The following is a 14,957-nucleotide window of genomic DNA, read 5'->3' as shown; positions in this document are numbered from 1 at the left end:
TTTATGAACGTATTCAAAGAACTTTATCAGAACCGGAAACTGATCTGGAAACTGTCGAAAAATGATTTCCGCAACAAATTTGCCGGAGCGTATTTTGGCATCGTATGGGCATTCATTCAGCCGATGGTGACGGTTGCTGTTTATTTTGTCGTGTTTCAGCTCGGACTGCGTGTACAGCCAGCTGCCACTGGATATCCGTATATCTGCTGGCTGGTTTCCGGTATTATTCCGTGGTTCTTCTTTTCTGATGCACTGCCAAGTGCGTCAAATTGTCTGCTGGAATACAGTTACCTGGTAAAGAAGGTTGTGTTTAAGATCAGTGTGCTTCCAATTGTGAAGGTGATTTCTTCCCTGTTTGTACATCTGTTCTTTATTGTGTTTGCTATTTTGATTTTTGCACTGATGGGAAAACTTCCGCCGGTTCAGATTATCCAGATCGGGTACTATACCTTTGCGGTGATCAGTCTCGTCGTTGTACTTTCCTATCTGACCTGTTCCATCACACCGTTTTTCCGCGATTTCGGCCAGATTATCAATGTAATTCTGAATGTCGGCATGTGGGCAACCCCGATTTTGTGGGATACCACAACAATTCCGAATATTCCGAACTGGCTGAACAGCCTTCTGAAGCTGAATCCTCTGTACTATATTGTCCAGGGATATCGTGACAGCTTTATGAATGGACTCTGGTTCTTCGAGCATCCATGGCACACCCTTTACTTCTGGGCTTTTGTGCTTATGGCAGGACTAATCAGTTCCAAAGTGTTCAAGCGCCTCCGGGTTCATTTCTCAGATGTATTATAGGAGGATGGAATGAGCACAGAAAATACAGAAACAGTAATTTCAATTAACCATGTCAGCAAGGTCTACAAGCTGTTTGAAAAGCCGATGGACCGTCTGAAAGAATCGCTTTCACTGACACATAAAAACTATCACACCGATCATTTTGCGCTGGAGGATATCTCGCTCGAGGTGCACAAAGGCGAGTGTGTCGGTATCATTGGAACGAACGGTTCCGGAAAATCCACACTGCTGAAAATCGTCACAGGTGTCTTAAACCCGACGAGCGGAAACGTGGAGTTAAAGGGAAGAGTCAGTGCCATTCTGGAACTGGGTGCAGGCTTTAACATGGAGTATACCGGTATTGAGAACATTTTCCTGAACGGAACGATGCTTGGCTATACCGAGGAGGAGATGAAGGCAAAGCTCGACGATATCATTGCGTTTGCAGAGATCGGTGACTTTATCAATCAGCCGGTTAAGACGTATTCCAGCGGTATGTTTGCCCGCCTTGCCTTCGCGGTTGCGATCAATGTGGATCCGGATATTCTGATTGTCGATGAGGCCTTAAGCGTCGGAGACATTTTCTTCCAGTCCAAGTGTTACCGGAAATTTAACGATCTGAAAGAAGCAGGAAAAACGATCCTTTTCGTTTCCCACGATATGGGCAGCGTCATCAAGTACTGTGAGAGATGTCTTCTGATTAACAAAGGAAAACAGGTGATGGTTGGAAAATCGTCGGAGGCAGTCGATGTCTACAAGAAGATTCTTGCCAACCAGTACGATGACGAGACAAAAGAAGAGGAAGAGACCGAAGAGAGTGCAGAACAGACCGAAGAGAGAACCGAAGCAGATGCATCCGGTGCCGTATCGGCAGAAAAGCCGAAAAAAGGCCTCTGGAGAGAACGCCTGATTGCGAATGCGCAGCTGGTAGAGTATGGAGACAAGGCTGCGGAGATCGTGGACTTTGCGATTATCGACCACAAAGGTATGATTACATCTTCTGTGGATAAAAACCAGAGATTCCGCATCAAGATGAAAATCAAGTTCCATGAAACGATGGAGCATCCGATTTTTGCCTTTTCGATCAAAGACCGGAAGGGAACGGAGATTACCGGAACGAATACGGCGCTGGAGGATTACACAAAAGATGTGGTGGAAGCAGGAAAGACCGTCACGGTATGCTTTGACCAGATCATGCCGCTGCAGAGCGGACAGTATCTGATGTCGTTTGGATGTACCAGCTACCATCTGGAAGAGCTGGTGATCCACCACAGACTGTACGATGCTTGCTTCCTGGAAGTCTTCTCCATGAAAGACACCGTAGGATTTTTTGATATGAACTCTACCGTGACCTACGAGTAGGATGCGGAGGATAAACGACGGGGGTTATATGAAAGAAACAATAGGAAATGTTCTTTTGAACCTGGATTATTATGACGGCGAAGATGCTTACAGCGACGGCAGCATTGAGGACCGGCTGCTGGAGATCGTCAAGACGACACCGAAAGAGGATTACCAGAAGGTAATCCTCACAGAAAAAAGCTGGCCGATTTTTTATCACCTTTCTCCAGAACGGGAAAATATTCTGGACTGGTATGAGTGGAAAGACGATGCTTCCGTATTTGAAGTCGGAGCCGGCTGCGGAGCCATTTCCGGCGTGCTCTGCAGAAATGCAAAGCGGGTAGTGGCAAACGATCTGTCGAAGCGGCGCAGTACGATCAATGCCTACAAAAATCAGGATGCGTCCAACCTGGAGATTATGGTTGGAAACTTTAATGTTGTTGCAGAAAAAATGGAAGAACGCTTCGATTACGTGACACTGATCGGTGTTCTGGAGTATGCAAAAAGCTATATTGGAAAGGATAATCCGTATCCGGAATATCTGGAAAAGATCAATCGTCTCTTAAAACCGGGCGGAAAAATCCTGATTGCGATTGAGAACCGTCTGGGACTGAAGTATTTTGCCGGCTGCAGGGAAGACCATGTGGGCCGGGAATTTGTCGGAATTGAAGGATATCCGGGGATTGATTTTGTCGAGACATTCAGCAAACCGGAGCTGGAGCAGATGCTGCAGGAAAACGGTTTTTCGAAGTTTAAGTTTTATTATCCCTATCCGGATTACAAATTTCCGGCGGTCATTTATTCGGATGAATATCTGCCGAAGCCGGGTGAATTGAGAAAAAATCAGCGGAATTTTGATGCTGACAGGATCACACTTTTTGACGAAGGCAAAGCATTTGACGGAATCCTGAAGTCCGGTCTGTTTCCGGTTTTTTCCAATTCCTTTCTGATTGAAGTGGAGAAAAAGGAGTAAACGTATGAGGAAAGTTCTGTATACGAAATTTTCGAGAGAACGTCGGAACGAATTTCAGATTATGACCCGGATTACAGAAGAGGATGGGATCCGGCGTGTGTGGAAGCTTCCGCTGCAGAAAGAGGGAGAACTCCACATCCGGCATATGTATGAAAACTATAGAAAGCTGGAGCATCTGTACACCTATGCGGGCGTACAGATCTGCCCATGCGAACTGGATGAAGAAAAATGCGCGCTTGCATTTCCTTTTGTAGAAGGGGAAAGTTTGGAAACGCGCATTTCCCGTCATGGAAAAGAAAAAGATTTTGCATCGCTGAAAAAGGATTATGAACTGCTGTATCAGATCATTGCATCGGCAAAAGGGCAGAAATCCTTTGTGGAAACCGATGCGTTCTGTGAGGTGTTCGGCCATCCGGCATTGAAAGAAGGACTTGCCGCAGCGGAGATTTCCAATATTGACATGATTCCGGGCAACCTTCTTCTGGATGGAGAAAAGGTCTGGGTGGCAGACTACGAGTGGGTATTCCCGTTTGCCGTACCGATTGCATTTATCTATGCGCGGAGCGTCTTTTTACAGGAGGCGGCGAGTGCACTGACGAAGGAAGAGCAGGAAGAACTGTACGCCATTGGCGGTATTTCCATGGAAGAGATTCCGGTATACTACCATATGGAAGAGTGCTTCCAGGAATTCGCGGCCGGAAAGGGTGAGCCAAATGCGCTCGCCACGTTCTATGGAAAACTGCACCGGCACAATTATCCGCTTTCTATCTGGGAAAAAGAAAAAATGATGTACCCGGTTGTGCTCACCGAAACAGCACCGGAGGAGAGAGAACTCTATTATGAGGACTGCTTCGGCTTGGATGAGCAGAAGGTGATGATGCTTGAAAAGGCAGACGCGGACGGAGAGCTTTCCCTTCAGCTGATGCAAGAGGGGGCTGTCATTAAAATCCGTTCTCTCGCGGGCGTATGCAGCGATGGAAAGACGGAACGTATCGCTTTTTCGCACAACGCCGAGCTTGAGATTATCGACGACTATTATTTCCTTGGAACGCCGGTTCTGAAATTCCGGAATGCCGGTTATGAACAGATCCGGATTGATTACCGGATTTACTACAAAGGCGATGGCGTTACGTCCCAGTTTATTCAATATATCCGTCAGAATAAAGATCTGAGGGATGAACTGAATGGGGAGATTTATCGGAAAGGCCAGCTGCAGGCAGAAATCGAAGCAGAAAAAGCGGCACTTGCACACAGGGAAGAAGAACTCCAGGAAACGAGAAAACAGAAGCAGTTTCTGGAGGAAGAGCTGGAGCGGATGCGCCAGCGTAAGGTTGTGCGTATGGCAGATAAAGTGCAGCATGTGATAAAAAGGAGTAAATAACTATGGATGTATCCATTGTCATTCCTACCAAAAATGGTGGGCATCTGTTTGAAAAAGTGCTGGATGCCGTTTTCAAACAGAAGACAGAGTATGAATATGAAGTAATTTGTGTGGATTCCGGGTCAAAGGACGGAACGCTCGATGTGATCCGCAAATATCCATGCCGTTTGTTTCAGATTGAGCCGTCCGAATTTGGACATGGAAAAACGAGAAACTATGGTGCTTCCAAAGGAAATGGAACGTATATCATCTTTATTACGCAGGATGCGCTTCCGGCGACCGATACCTGGCTGCAGAATTTCATTGATGCCATGAAGATGGACCCGGAAATCGTGGGAGGATTCGGGATTCATTATCCGTATCCGGACTGCAATCTGCTTGACAAGCGTGATCTGGACGGCCATTTTAAAGGATTTGGAGAAACTAATACGATTTTCCACCTTGATGATCCGGAACGCTACGAAAGAGAAGAGGGATACCGCCATTATCTGGCGTTTTTCTCCGACAATAACTCCTGTATCCGAAGAGATATTTTTGAAAAATATCCGTATGAGGATGTCAACTTTGCCGAGGATCAGATCTGGGCGAGAAAGATGATTGAACTCGGATTCAAAAAAGTATACTGCCCGTATGCACCGGTATATCATTCCCACAATTTCAAACTCAGAACGTATTTCAAACGGTATTATGATGAGCAGAAGGGATTATATGAAGTTCATCAGTATATGATTGCACAGAAATGGACGCAGCTTCCGGGCATGCTGTACCGTCAGGTGAGAGGGGACTGCGTGTATATCCGTCAGCAGCCGCTCAGTAAAAAAGAGAAAATCCACTGGGCATTTTATTCCCTGTTTCGCAATTTTGACCGCTTTGTGGGCGGCTATCTCGGCGGAAAATACCATCTGTATTCCAAACGGAAACAACAGTTCCTGGATCGTCACATTTCGCAGCAGTACGATCAGAGACATGCATAGAAGAAAGGAAAAAGAAACGTGAAAAAACCAAATGTAGCATACCGTGCGTTACGGTATCTGAAGAATCATGGATTAAAAGAAACGATTGAGCGCGCAAAACAGGGCAATGAGCCGGCTGTACCGCCGAAGAACAACGTCATCGGATTTTACAGATTTGTCGTAGACAACGATCCGATCCCGTTCAATCAAAAAGAGTATGAGAAACATAAAAACGACAAGAAAAAGATCCTGAATTGGGTTGTACCGGAAATGGGACCTGGTTCCGGCGGTCATACCACCATTTTCCGTTTTATTTCCAACCTGGAGCGCCTCGGTTTCCACAGTAGAGTTTATCTCTACATGTCCCCGAATTTTCAGGATAATGCGTCCATCCGCAAATTCCTAAAAGAGTACTTCCCGCTTCTTGTGCCGGAAGTAGAAGTTTACTGCGATGTATCCCAGATGAAATTTGCACATGCAACCGTAGCAACCTCCTGGACCACCGCTTACTACGTAAGAAAATTCCAGAATACGATTTCGAAGTTTTACTTCGTACAGGATTTCGAGCCGCATTTCTATGCACACGGTTCGGAGTATGAGTTTGCAGAGAACACGTACAAGATGGGATTCCGAGGAATCACAGCAGGAGACTGGCTGCGGGATATCATGAGAAATGAATACGGCATGCAGGCAGACAGCTTCCATTTCTCCTACGATGACAAGGTATATCAGCCGAAGGAAAAGCAGGACAACGAGAAGAGAGTTTTCTTCTATGCCCGCCCGGTTACCCCGAGACGTGATTTTGAGCTCGGTATGCTGGCACTCAATGAGCTGTGCCGCAGAATGCCGGAGATCGAGGTTGTTTTCGCGGGATGGGATGTCAGCGGCTATGAGATTCCGTTCAAACACAGAAATTTAGGTATCGTAACACCGCAGGTGCTGGCAGATTCCTATGCGATCTGTGATATGTGCCTTGTTATTTCGAATACCAACCTTTCCCTCGTACCGTTCGAGGTTATGGCCTGCAACTCGGTCGCTGTCTGCTCCAAGGGTGCAAACAGCAGTTGGATGGTAAATGAGGAAAACTCCATTCTGGTTGACTATGATCCGATCCAGATCGCAGATAGAATGGAATATTACTTCAACCACCCGGATGAGCTGGCTACAATCCGCAAAAAGGGAATGGATTTCGTAAAGGGAACCTCCTGGTACAAAGAAGCCGAAAAAGTTTACGCAAGTATGCTAAAAGGAATTGAGGAAGATGAGAAAAAACTGCAGTAAGGATGTGAGCAGAGAACGCAGAATCGAGATTCTGTTTGTATTCGGCGTATTCCTGTTTTACTTTTTGTGGTCCTGTACGCAGCGATACAATTTCTCGTCGGATGAATCAATGCGGTATCAGATTCCACAGTTCATTTATGAATATGGGAAGCTTCCGCGGGGTGACGAACCGCTGATTCGGAATGAGGATTGGGGGATTTCCTATGCATTCAATCCGATTCTCTCCTATATGGCATCTGCAGTTTTGATGAAGGGGATGAGCCTGTTTTCCACGGATGAGTGGATGCTGCTCATTTCCGCCCGTTTTGTAAATGTTCTGCTGGGAGCGCTTACTGCCTGGGTGGTCTTAAAGACGGCAAAGCTGTTGTTTCCAAGACGCTACGCATGGATGTTTACGACTCTGGTGGTTTTCCTGCCGGGCAATGTGATTTTATATTCCTATGTCAACTGCGACGCGCTTGCAATGTGTTCGACGGCCATTATCTTTTATTCCTGGGTAAAGGCGTACAAAGAGGGATGGAGCTGGACCACGTGTGCGGTATCGGCCGTTGGAATGGGAATCTGTTTCTTGTCGTATTACAATGCGTATGGATTTATTCTGATGACGTTTTTCTACTTTGTGGGAACGATGCTGACGGACCAGTCGAAACCGGTCAAAGAACGATGGAAAGAAATGATCCAAAAAGGTCTTTTTATTTTGGTGATCGTCTGTGTCATTGCTCTGTGGTGGTTTATTCGAAATGCTATTCTCTATGGAGGAGATTTTCTGGGACGCCAGGCATCGAGCGCAAGCGCGGAACTGTATGCAAGATACCAGTACAAGCCGTCGCACAGCAAGACCTTCCAGAAAAAAGGAGGCTCCATGTTGCATATGATCTTCTATAAGCCGAGTTTTCTGGAACATGACTGGCTGGTAACAGTGCTGTACAGCTTTGTCGGCGCGTTTGGCTACAATAAGATTTATCTTTCCACGATGATTATTGTTCCGTACCTCTGCTGTCTTCTTGTCGGTCTCATTCTGATGCGGAACTGTTGCCAGAGAGACTTTTTCTTCTGGAATGCAGACGGCACGCAGACGGCTCTTACCGGAAAAACGAAGAGAAAATGGAGTAAACTGGGATGGTTTACCTGGGCTAATGTGTTTGCCTTGCTGATCCCGAATTATCTGAATGCGTATTACTCCTACAGTTCTGATTTTCAGCCGCAGGGACGATACAGCATGCCGATGCTGATTCCGCTGATGTATTTCGTGACGAAGGGTGTGCAGGCGTTCCTGAAACGGGAGAAAAAACTACAGAAGTATGAAAAATTGTTCTGTATTCTGGTCTGTGTGGCGGCAGCGGCATTAGCGGCATTTACTTGGGCGAGAATCATCTATCCGATGTACTTGCAGAACTACTACGGATTGCGGTAAGCGGAACAGAGAAAGAAAGCGGTGAAACGTTTGGAAAAAATTTCAGTGCTGACAGCAAAATTAAAAAAAGCTGTTGCAGAAGAAGGAATCGGCGGTCTGGCTGGGCGTACGAAAGGGTACCTTGCGCGGGCAAAAAAAGAAAAAGAGTTTCAGAGAGAAAAATCCCGGGTCTACCGGGATATTCTCTTTATCAGTGGCTGCAATGAACAGCTGCCGCATCCACACCGGTACCGCGTGGTGCATCAGATGGAGCAGCTGGAGGCAGGCGGATATACGTGTGATACGGTTTATTTTCAGGAGCTGAAGCCCTGGATGGTACGTTGCTACGGCGCGTTCGTGATTTTCCGCTGCCCGATGACGGACACCCTGCGGGAATTTGCCACAATGGCAAAGCAGATGAACAAGCCTCTGTGGTACGATGTGGATGATCTTGTGATCGATACGAAATACACCGATCAGATTCCGTTTCTCGACCGGATGCAGCCGGAAGAACGGCAGGCATACGATCAGAATGTCCGAAACATGGGCGAGCTGCTTTCCCTCTGCGATGCGGCGGTTACGACGACAGCGGCGCTGGCAGAAGAACTGAAGCAGTACGTACCGGAGGTGCTGATCAACCGCAACTGTGCGTCAGATGAGATGCTGCTACTGTCCGAGGCGGTGTTAAAAGAAAAACAGAAAAAGAACGAAGCAGATGGAACGGCGAAAAAAGTACGCCTTGGCTATTTCAGCGGCAGTGCGACGCATCTGGACGACATCGAGATGATCGTTCCGGTGCTGAAACAGCTGCTTGGCAAAAATCCGAACCTGGAACTCCTCATCGTGGGAATTCTGGAACTCCCGGTGGAGCTGAAACTGTTTGCTTCCCAGATCCAGATGGAGGGCTTTGTCGATTACCAAAAACTGCCGGAGCGGATTGCGTCGGTGGATATCAACTTGGCTCCGCTTACCGATACGATTTTTAACCGTGCGAAATCGGAAAATAAATGGGTGGAAGCGGCTCTGGTGCAGACTGTGACAGCAGCCAGCAATCTCGGCGCTTTTGCTGAGATGGTACAGGATGGAGAAGACGGCGTACTCTGCCGAGACGAAGCGGAGTGGTTGGAAAAACTGCAGTGGCTGATCGACGACGAACCGGCACGAAAAGCCATTGCCGGACGGGCATATGGCCGGTGCAGCCGCGAGTGTGTCACAATCTTTCATGCCACCGGGATTTGCGAGTGGGTGGAGCGCCACTGGAATCTACGCTGTGCCTTTGTGCTTCCAGCGATGGAGATCAGCGGAGGCATCCGCGTTGCACTTCTTCATGCGGAAATGCTGGTAAAAGCAGGAGCGCAGGTCAGCCTCTTTACTCTGGAAGGGGAGGCGGAGTGGTATCATGAGGGTGATTTCCATTTTCCGGTGCTGTCGGCCGAGCGAGAGAAACTGCAGGGAACGCTGGATCTTGCGGTAGCGACGATGTGGAATACCGCAGAGTTCGTCGAACAGTCCAGCAAGATCCGAAAGAAAAAATATCTGGTGCAGAATTTTGAAGTTGGATTTTATCCGCCGGGAAGCCCGTACCGGATCGCAACTTCGGCGACTTACCGGATGAGGAGCCCGATGGAGTACGTAACCATTTCCAAATGGTGTCAGAACTGGCTGCGGGAGGAATACCATACCGAAGCAGCCTATCTTCCGAACGGCATCGATCCGTCCTTCTATCCGAAACGGGGGCGGGATCTGCAGGGAAAAATTCGGATTCTGATCGAGGGAGACTGCAGCGCGGAGCATAAAAACGTGGACGAGAGCTTCCGTATCGTGGAACAGCTGGATTTGGAAAAATTCGAGATCTGGTACATGTCCTACAATGGAAATCCGAAATCCTGGTACCGCGTGGACCGCTTTTTACACCGGGTTCCATATGAAAAAACACCGGAAGTCTATGCGGCGTGTGATATCCTGCTGAAAACAAGCCTGCTGGAAAGCTTTTCCTATCCGCCGCTTGAGATGATGGCGTCCGGCGGCTACGTCGTTGCTGTGCCGAACGGTGGCAATCTGGAATACCTGAAAGATGGGGAAAACTGTATTCTCTATCCGCAGGGAAATCTCGCGGAGGCAAAAGCGGCGATTGAGCGTATTCTGACAGATGCGGAACTGAGGAAAAAACTGGATACGGGAGCAGAAGAGACGGTAAAGGAAAGAAACTGGAAAAGAATCGAACCACAGATTTTAGAACAGTATCTTGGAAAATAAATAAGCAACAAAAAGGGCTGTCGCACTAGCAAATATTTCTGGCGGTAGCTCTGCGTTATACCCAAATGGCATCGAAATCGGTTGCGTTTTCGATGCCATTCTTTACTTCTTATAGGAAAGTTCGACTTCCGTCGAACTCTTGAATCAGGATCACCCGTTGGACGGGAGGTCCTGATTGCTTATAAATTAGAAGATCAGTGCCGTTTGTTTCGGTTATTGCGGCGTCTGTTTCTGCGTTTCCGTCTCTTTCTCGCGTTGTTGATCACGACAATGATCAGAATCAGAAAAGCGACACCGTTCAGGCCAAGCAGAATATAGAGCAGTGTGGAGAGAAAAGAAATTTTCTTGGTTTCTTCCGGTGTTGGAATATCTGTGCTGTCGGTTTCTTCTGATGAATCGGAGGAAACCGAAGAACTGTCGGAAACAGTACATGGAGCGGAAACCTCGGCTGTTCCGATGAAGTGATCATCGAAAAAATACTGGCGGGTGTACGGTTCCTCAACGGAAGCGCCGTCCGGATCGGTGTAGGTTGCAGTTTCAATTTTCGCATTCTTTGGAAGCGTTACCACACCGGAAAGACTTTCCTTTTTTGCGTTCTTCAGGGTATAATGTGTAAAATTATCATAACCGAAATCAAGTACGGTACGGGTATCGTTGATATAATCGAGGTTATCACAGGTTAAAACAACGCAGACCAGCGTCATATTGCCTCGCTTGGCAGCGGTAACGAGTGTGTTGTGTGCCTCATCGGTATAACCGGTCTTTCCGGCGAAAGCACCCTTGTATCCCCACTGACCGTCCTGGAACAGCAATGCGTGGTGGTTCTGAAGATCACGCGGTGTCGAGGTCATATTGGTCGGCTGAATTGTGTAGGTCAGATCGGACTCGATGCGGCAGAAGGTCTCGTTTTTGATGCACTCCTGCATAATGAGTGCCATATCGTGTGCACTGGTGTAGTGGTTCGGATCTGGCAGACCGTTTGCATTGACAAAATGGGTATTCGTGCAACCAAGTGCAGCGGCGCGTTCGTTCATCATGGCGGCGAAACCTTCCTCGCTTCCGGCAATGTCGATGGCAAGCTGTGTGCAGACCTCATTTGCCGAGGCAAGAAGAATCGCGTGAAGAGCATCCTCCACTGTGATCGTTTCGCCAAGCTGAACGTTGATGCGGGCATTTCCCGGAATGGATTCGCTGACAGCATGTTCGCCGAAGGTAACGGTGTCGGTCATCTGCTTGTTTTCAATGATCAGCAGAGCCGTCAGAATCTTGGTGATGCTGGCAGGATAGCGCTGCTCGTCCATGTTTTTATCGTATAAAACAGCACCAGTATCGGCATCGAGTAAACAGACAGCGCCGGAATTGTTTTCCGGTCCTTCGGGCCAGGTGGTGACTGTTTTTTTATCGGTTGTGGCAAAAATCGTCTGCGGGAGGCAGGACGCGGCAAAAACAAAAGCAAGCAACAGGCATAAAAATGTGCGGGCTGCAGAATTCTTTCTAATCATAACTCACTCCTTCTGATCCAGCGGGTACAGCTGCATAAGACTGTCCGGGCAGCGGATCTCTCTAAAATGTATTAGACACACTTTTATTATTATAACATAAAGCGAGCAGGGAAGAAACACATAATTTCTTAATATTTTCAGTCGGGATTTGCAAAATGCAGTAAAATAGAGTATAATGCGAACGAGTTCATACGGAAAAAACAAAAAACCTGAAAAACAAAAACCCCAAGGAGTTAAAAAAAGTGTCAGATATGAAATGGCTCCGTTTTATACGGAAATTGAAACCTTACAACATACAGAAGGGACTGCGTTACCTGAAACATTATGGCCCAAAGGAATTCCTGATCCGTCTTTCGGAGAGGATGGAGCCGGAGGAGGTTCCGTACGGACCGTGGCGGGAGCAGTACTGCGCAAAAGAGGAGGACCTGGCGTGTCAGAAAAATCATAAATTTTCTTATTGTCCGAAGATCAGCGTTGTTGTTCCGGCTTACCGTACGCCGGAAATTTTTCTGCGTCAGATGATCGAATCCCTGGAAAAACAGAGTTATGAAAACTGGGAACTGGTGATCGGAAATGCCAGCCCGGAGGATGAGACGATGGCGCGCATCCTGAAAGAGTATACCGGAAAAGATCCGCGCGTAAAGAACGTTCCGATTCCGGAAAATATCGGCATTGCAGAGAATACAAATGCAGCGCTTGCCGCAGCAGCGGGAAATTTCGTCGGTTTTATGGATCACGACGATCTGCTTGCGCCGGATGCACTCTTTGAAATTGCCATCCGTCTGGAAAAAGATCCGTCCATCGATGCTTTTTATACCGATGAGGACAAGGTACGGACCGATCTGTCCGAGTATTTCCAGCCGCATTTCAAACCGGATTTCAATCTGGATCTGCTGCGGTCAAACAATTATATCTGCCATTTCTTCGTTGTACGGCGGGAGATTGCGGAGAAAACCGGCGGCCTTCGTCCGGAATACAATGGGGCGCAGGATTATGATTATATCTTCCGCTGCACGGAAATGGCGGGAAAAATTGTACACATTCCGAGAGTTTTATATCACTGGAGGGTCCACAGCGCTTCCACCGCAGACAATCCGGCAAGCAAGCTGTACGCGTATGAGGCCGGAAAAAAGGCAATTGAGGGAAACCTTGCGCGCTGCGGCGAAGAGGGAACCGTCACACTGCGTTCGGATTATGGCTTCTACGATGTAGATTATAAACTGCGGGGAACGCCTCTGGTTTCGATTCTGATCCCGAACAAGGATCAGGCCGATACGTTACGCACCTGTCTGGAATCCATTAAGAAGAAGTGCATGTATCCATCCTATGAGATTCTGATTATTGAGAACAACAGCACTGAGGAAGCAACGTTTTCCTATTACAAAGAACTCGAAGCACAGGGCATCCGTGTCCTGAAGTATCCAAAACAGGGCTTTAACTATTCTGCGATCAATAATTTCGGCGTCAAAGAGGCAAAGGGAGAGTATCTCCTGTTTCTCAATAACGATATGGAAATTATTACACCCGATTTTATGGAAAAGATGGTGTCCAATCTGCAAAGACCGCAGATCGGGGCGGTCGGCGCGAAGCTGTATTACCCGGACAACACGGTGCAGCATGCGGGTATCATCATCGGTATCGGCGGCATTGCGGGCCACGCCTTTTTAGGACTGGCGCGCGGAAGAAGCGGCTACCTGCATAAGGCATCGCTCCAGATGAATGTGAGTGCGGTGACAGCAGCGTGCATGATGATGAAAAAAGAGGTTTTTGAGGAGGTCGGCGGCTTTGAAGAAGAACTGTCCGTCGCTTTCAATGATGTTGATCTGTGCCTGCGCATTGGAAAAGCAGGTTATAAAATCGTATACAATCCGCACGTGGAGCTGTACCATTATGAATCGAAATCCAGGGGAGCAGAGGATGACGAGAAGAAGGTGCGCCGCTTCCAGTCGGAAATCGAATTTATGCGCAGCCGCTGGATTGGGCTGTTAAAGGCAGGAGATCCCTGCTACAATCCAAATTTAACACTGGCATCGTGGAACTATGGACTGCGTGCCGACGGCAGGGGAGTAAAACCATGGACAAAGTAGCAGTTGTAATACCAAATTATAATGGATACCGGTATCTGGAGACGTGTTTTGCAGCGCTTGCAAAGCAGACCTTTACCGAATTTACCACATATTTCGTGGACAATGGTTCACAGGATGAGAGCTGTGCGTTTCTCCGGGAACACTACCCGGAGACGAAAATCATCCAGCTCGATGATAACTATGGCTTCAGCCGTGCGGTCAACGAAGGCATCCGCCGGTCGACAGAGCCGTATGTGATCCTTTTAAACAACGACACCGAAGTGTTCCCGGACTTTGTCGAGCGCCTTTATGAGGGAATCTGCAAAAGAAAAAATGCGTTTGCATGCAGCGCAAAGCTGATTTCCTATCAGGAGCGTGATAAAATCGACGATGCGGGAAATTACTATAATATGCTGGGATGGGCGTTCGCAAGAGGAAAAGGAAAATCGGTCAGTGAATTTGAAACGTCCGACCGGATTTTTGCAGCCTGCGCCGGAGCAGCGATCTACCGCCGGGAATTTCTGGAAAAGACCGGACTTTTTGACGAAGAACATTTTGCTTATCTGGAAGATACCGACATCGGCTATCGTGCGCGGCTTTTGGGCTACGAGAACTGGTATGAGCCGTCCGCGAAGGTTTACCACGTCGGAAGCGGAACGAGCGGCTCCCGGTATAACCTCTTTAAAATCCGTTATTCTTCCAGGAATAATATTTATCTGATCTATAAAAATATGCCGGTTTTACAGATTTTGCTTAACCTGCCGGCCTTTATCCTCGGCTTTTCGGCAAAACTGGTCTTTTTTGCATCGAAGGGATACGGAAAAGAATATCTGGCAGGAATCAAGAATGGTTTTTTCATCTGCCGGAAGCCGGAAAACAGAGCAAAAAAGATCCGTTTCGAGTGGAAGCGCCTCGGCACGTATTTTGTCATCGAATGGGAGCTTTTTATCAATGTGTTCCGGAGATTTCTGGAGAGGGCATAAGGATTCTTTCAAAAGATTACGAAAAAGTTAAAAAGTTTACGGAAA

The 14,957-nt window shown here is 47.6% G+C and carries 11 protein-coding genes; 10 read left to right on the top strand and 1 reads right to left on the bottom strand.

Features of this window, described 5'->3' with window-relative positions:
* The first annotated feature begins 3 nt into the window (after nucleotides 1-3).
* The 8 genes from DW769_RS03360 to DW769_RS03325 are packed head-to-tail and all read left to right on the top strand — an operon-like array spanning nucleotide 4 to nucleotide 10,361.
* Nucleotides 4-804, top strand: coding sequence for an ABC transporter permease (locus DW769_RS03360; protein ID WP_117801716.1), 801 nt, complete (start codon nucleotides 4-6; stop codon nucleotides 802-804).
* A gap of 9 nt (nucleotides 805-813) precedes the next feature.
* A complete protein-coding gene (locus DW769_RS03355; protein ID WP_117801715.1) occupies nucleotides 814-2,145 on the top strand; it encodes an ABC transporter ATP-binding protein in 1,332 nt (443 codons plus the stop codon).
* A 28-nt stretch (nucleotides 2,146-2,173) separates the two neighbouring features.
* Nucleotides 2,174-3,097: a class I SAM-dependent methyltransferase gene (locus DW769_RS03350; RefSeq protein ID WP_055227563.1), complete on the top strand. Its 924-nt coding sequence runs from the start codon at nucleotides 2,174-2,176 to the stop codon at nucleotides 3,095-3,097.
* Between the two features lie 4 nt (nucleotides 3,098-3,101).
* Complete coding sequence (locus tag DW769_RS03345) at nucleotides 3,102-4,478, top strand: hypothetical protein (RefSeq protein ID WP_117804383.1); 1,377 nt, start codon at nucleotides 3,102-3,104, stop codon at nucleotides 4,476-4,478.
* A gap of 2 nt (nucleotides 4,479-4,480) precedes the next feature.
* A complete protein-coding gene (locus DW769_RS03340) occupies nucleotides 4,481-5,452 on the top strand; it encodes a glycosyltransferase family 2 protein (protein ID WP_022462975.1) in 972 nt (323 codons plus the stop codon).
* Between the two features lie 18 nt (nucleotides 5,453-5,470).
* Nucleotides 5,471-6,712, top strand: a complete 1,242-nt coding sequence (locus DW769_RS03335) for a rhamnosyltransferase WsaF family glycosyltransferase (protein ID WP_227093573.1) — start codon at nucleotides 5,471-5,473, stop codon at nucleotides 6,710-6,712.
* Nucleotides 6,693-8,126 (top strand): ArnT family glycosyltransferase, encoded by a 1,434-nt coding sequence (locus DW769_RS03330; protein ID WP_117509230.1) that lies wholly within the window; start codon nucleotides 6,693-6,695, stop codon nucleotides 8,124-8,126. The genes DW769_RS03335 and DW769_RS03330 overlap by 20 nt, the downstream gene beginning before the upstream one ends.
* A gap of 30 nt (nucleotides 8,127-8,156) precedes the next feature.
* Complete coding sequence (locus tag DW769_RS03325) at nucleotides 8,157-10,361, top strand: glycosyltransferase (RefSeq protein ID WP_055265468.1); 2,205 nt, start codon at nucleotides 8,157-8,159, stop codon at nucleotides 10,359-10,361.
* 194 nt (nucleotides 10,362-10,555) lie between these two features.
* Here the strand turns inward: DW769_RS03325 and DW769_RS03320 are convergent, their stop codons facing one another.
* On the bottom strand, nucleotides 10,556-11,863 hold the full coding sequence (locus DW769_RS03320) for a D-alanyl-D-alanine carboxypeptidase family protein (protein ID WP_118640230.1): 1,308 nt from the start codon (nucleotides 11,861-11,863) through the stop codon (nucleotides 10,556-10,558).
* A 251-nt stretch (nucleotides 11,864-12,114) separates the two neighbouring features.
* Between DW769_RS03320 and DW769_RS03315 the strand changes: the two genes are divergently transcribed.
* A complete protein-coding gene (locus DW769_RS03315) occupies nucleotides 12,115-13,950 on the top strand; it encodes a glycosyltransferase family 2 protein (protein ID WP_055219403.1) in 1,836 nt (611 codons plus the stop codon).
* Entirely contained in the window at nucleotides 13,938-14,912 is a 975-nt protein-coding gene (locus tag DW769_RS03310; RefSeq protein ID WP_117801713.1) for a glycosyltransferase family 2 protein, read from the top strand. The genes DW769_RS03315 and DW769_RS03310 overlap by 13 nt, the downstream gene beginning before the upstream one ends.
* The last annotated feature ends 45 nt before the right edge of the window (nucleotides 14,913-14,957 follow it).

This window comes from Blautia sp. AM29-29 (assembly GCF_003480555.1).
GTDB classification, from domain to species: Bacteria; Bacillota; Clostridia; order Lachnospirales; family Lachnospiraceae; genus Fusicatenibacter; species Fusicatenibacter saccharivorans.
The sequence above is the reverse complement of the archived record's forward strand: the minus strand, read 5'-3'. Positions and strand labels throughout refer to the sequence as shown.

Coding starts and splice junctions, on each gene's coding strand:
- DW769_RS03350 (WP_055227563.1), top strand. CDS start 2,174: ATGAAAGAAACAATAGGAAATGTTCTTTTGAACCTGGATTATTATGAC.
- DW769_RS03345 (WP_117804383.1), top strand. CDS start 3,102: ATGAGGAAAGTTCTGTATACGAAATTTTCGAGAGAACGTCGGAACGAA.
- DW769_RS03330 (WP_117509230.1), top strand. CDS start 6,693: ATGAGAAAAAACTGCAGTAAGGATGTGAGCAGAGAACGCAGAATCGAG.
- DW769_RS03315 (WP_055219403.1), top strand. CDS start 12,115: ATGAAATGGCTCCGTTTTATACGGAAATTGAAACCTTACAACATACAG.
- DW769_RS03360 (WP_117801716.1), top strand. CDS start 4: ATGAACGTATTCAAAGAACTTTATCAGAACCGGAAACTGATCTGGAAA.
- DW769_RS03355 (WP_117801715.1), top strand. CDS start 814: ATGAGCACAGAAAATACAGAAACAGTAATTTCAATTAACCATGTCAGC.
- DW769_RS03310 (WP_117801713.1), top strand. CDS start 13,938: ATGGACAAAGTAGCAGTTGTAATACCAAATTATAATGGATACCGGTAT.
- DW769_RS03340 (WP_022462975.1), top strand. CDS start 4,481: ATGGATGTATCCATTGTCATTCCTACCAAAAATGGTGGGCATCTGTTT.
- DW769_RS03320 (WP_118640230.1), bottom strand. CDS start 11,863: ATGATTAGAAAGAATTCTGCAGCCCGCACATTTTTATGCCTGTTGCTT.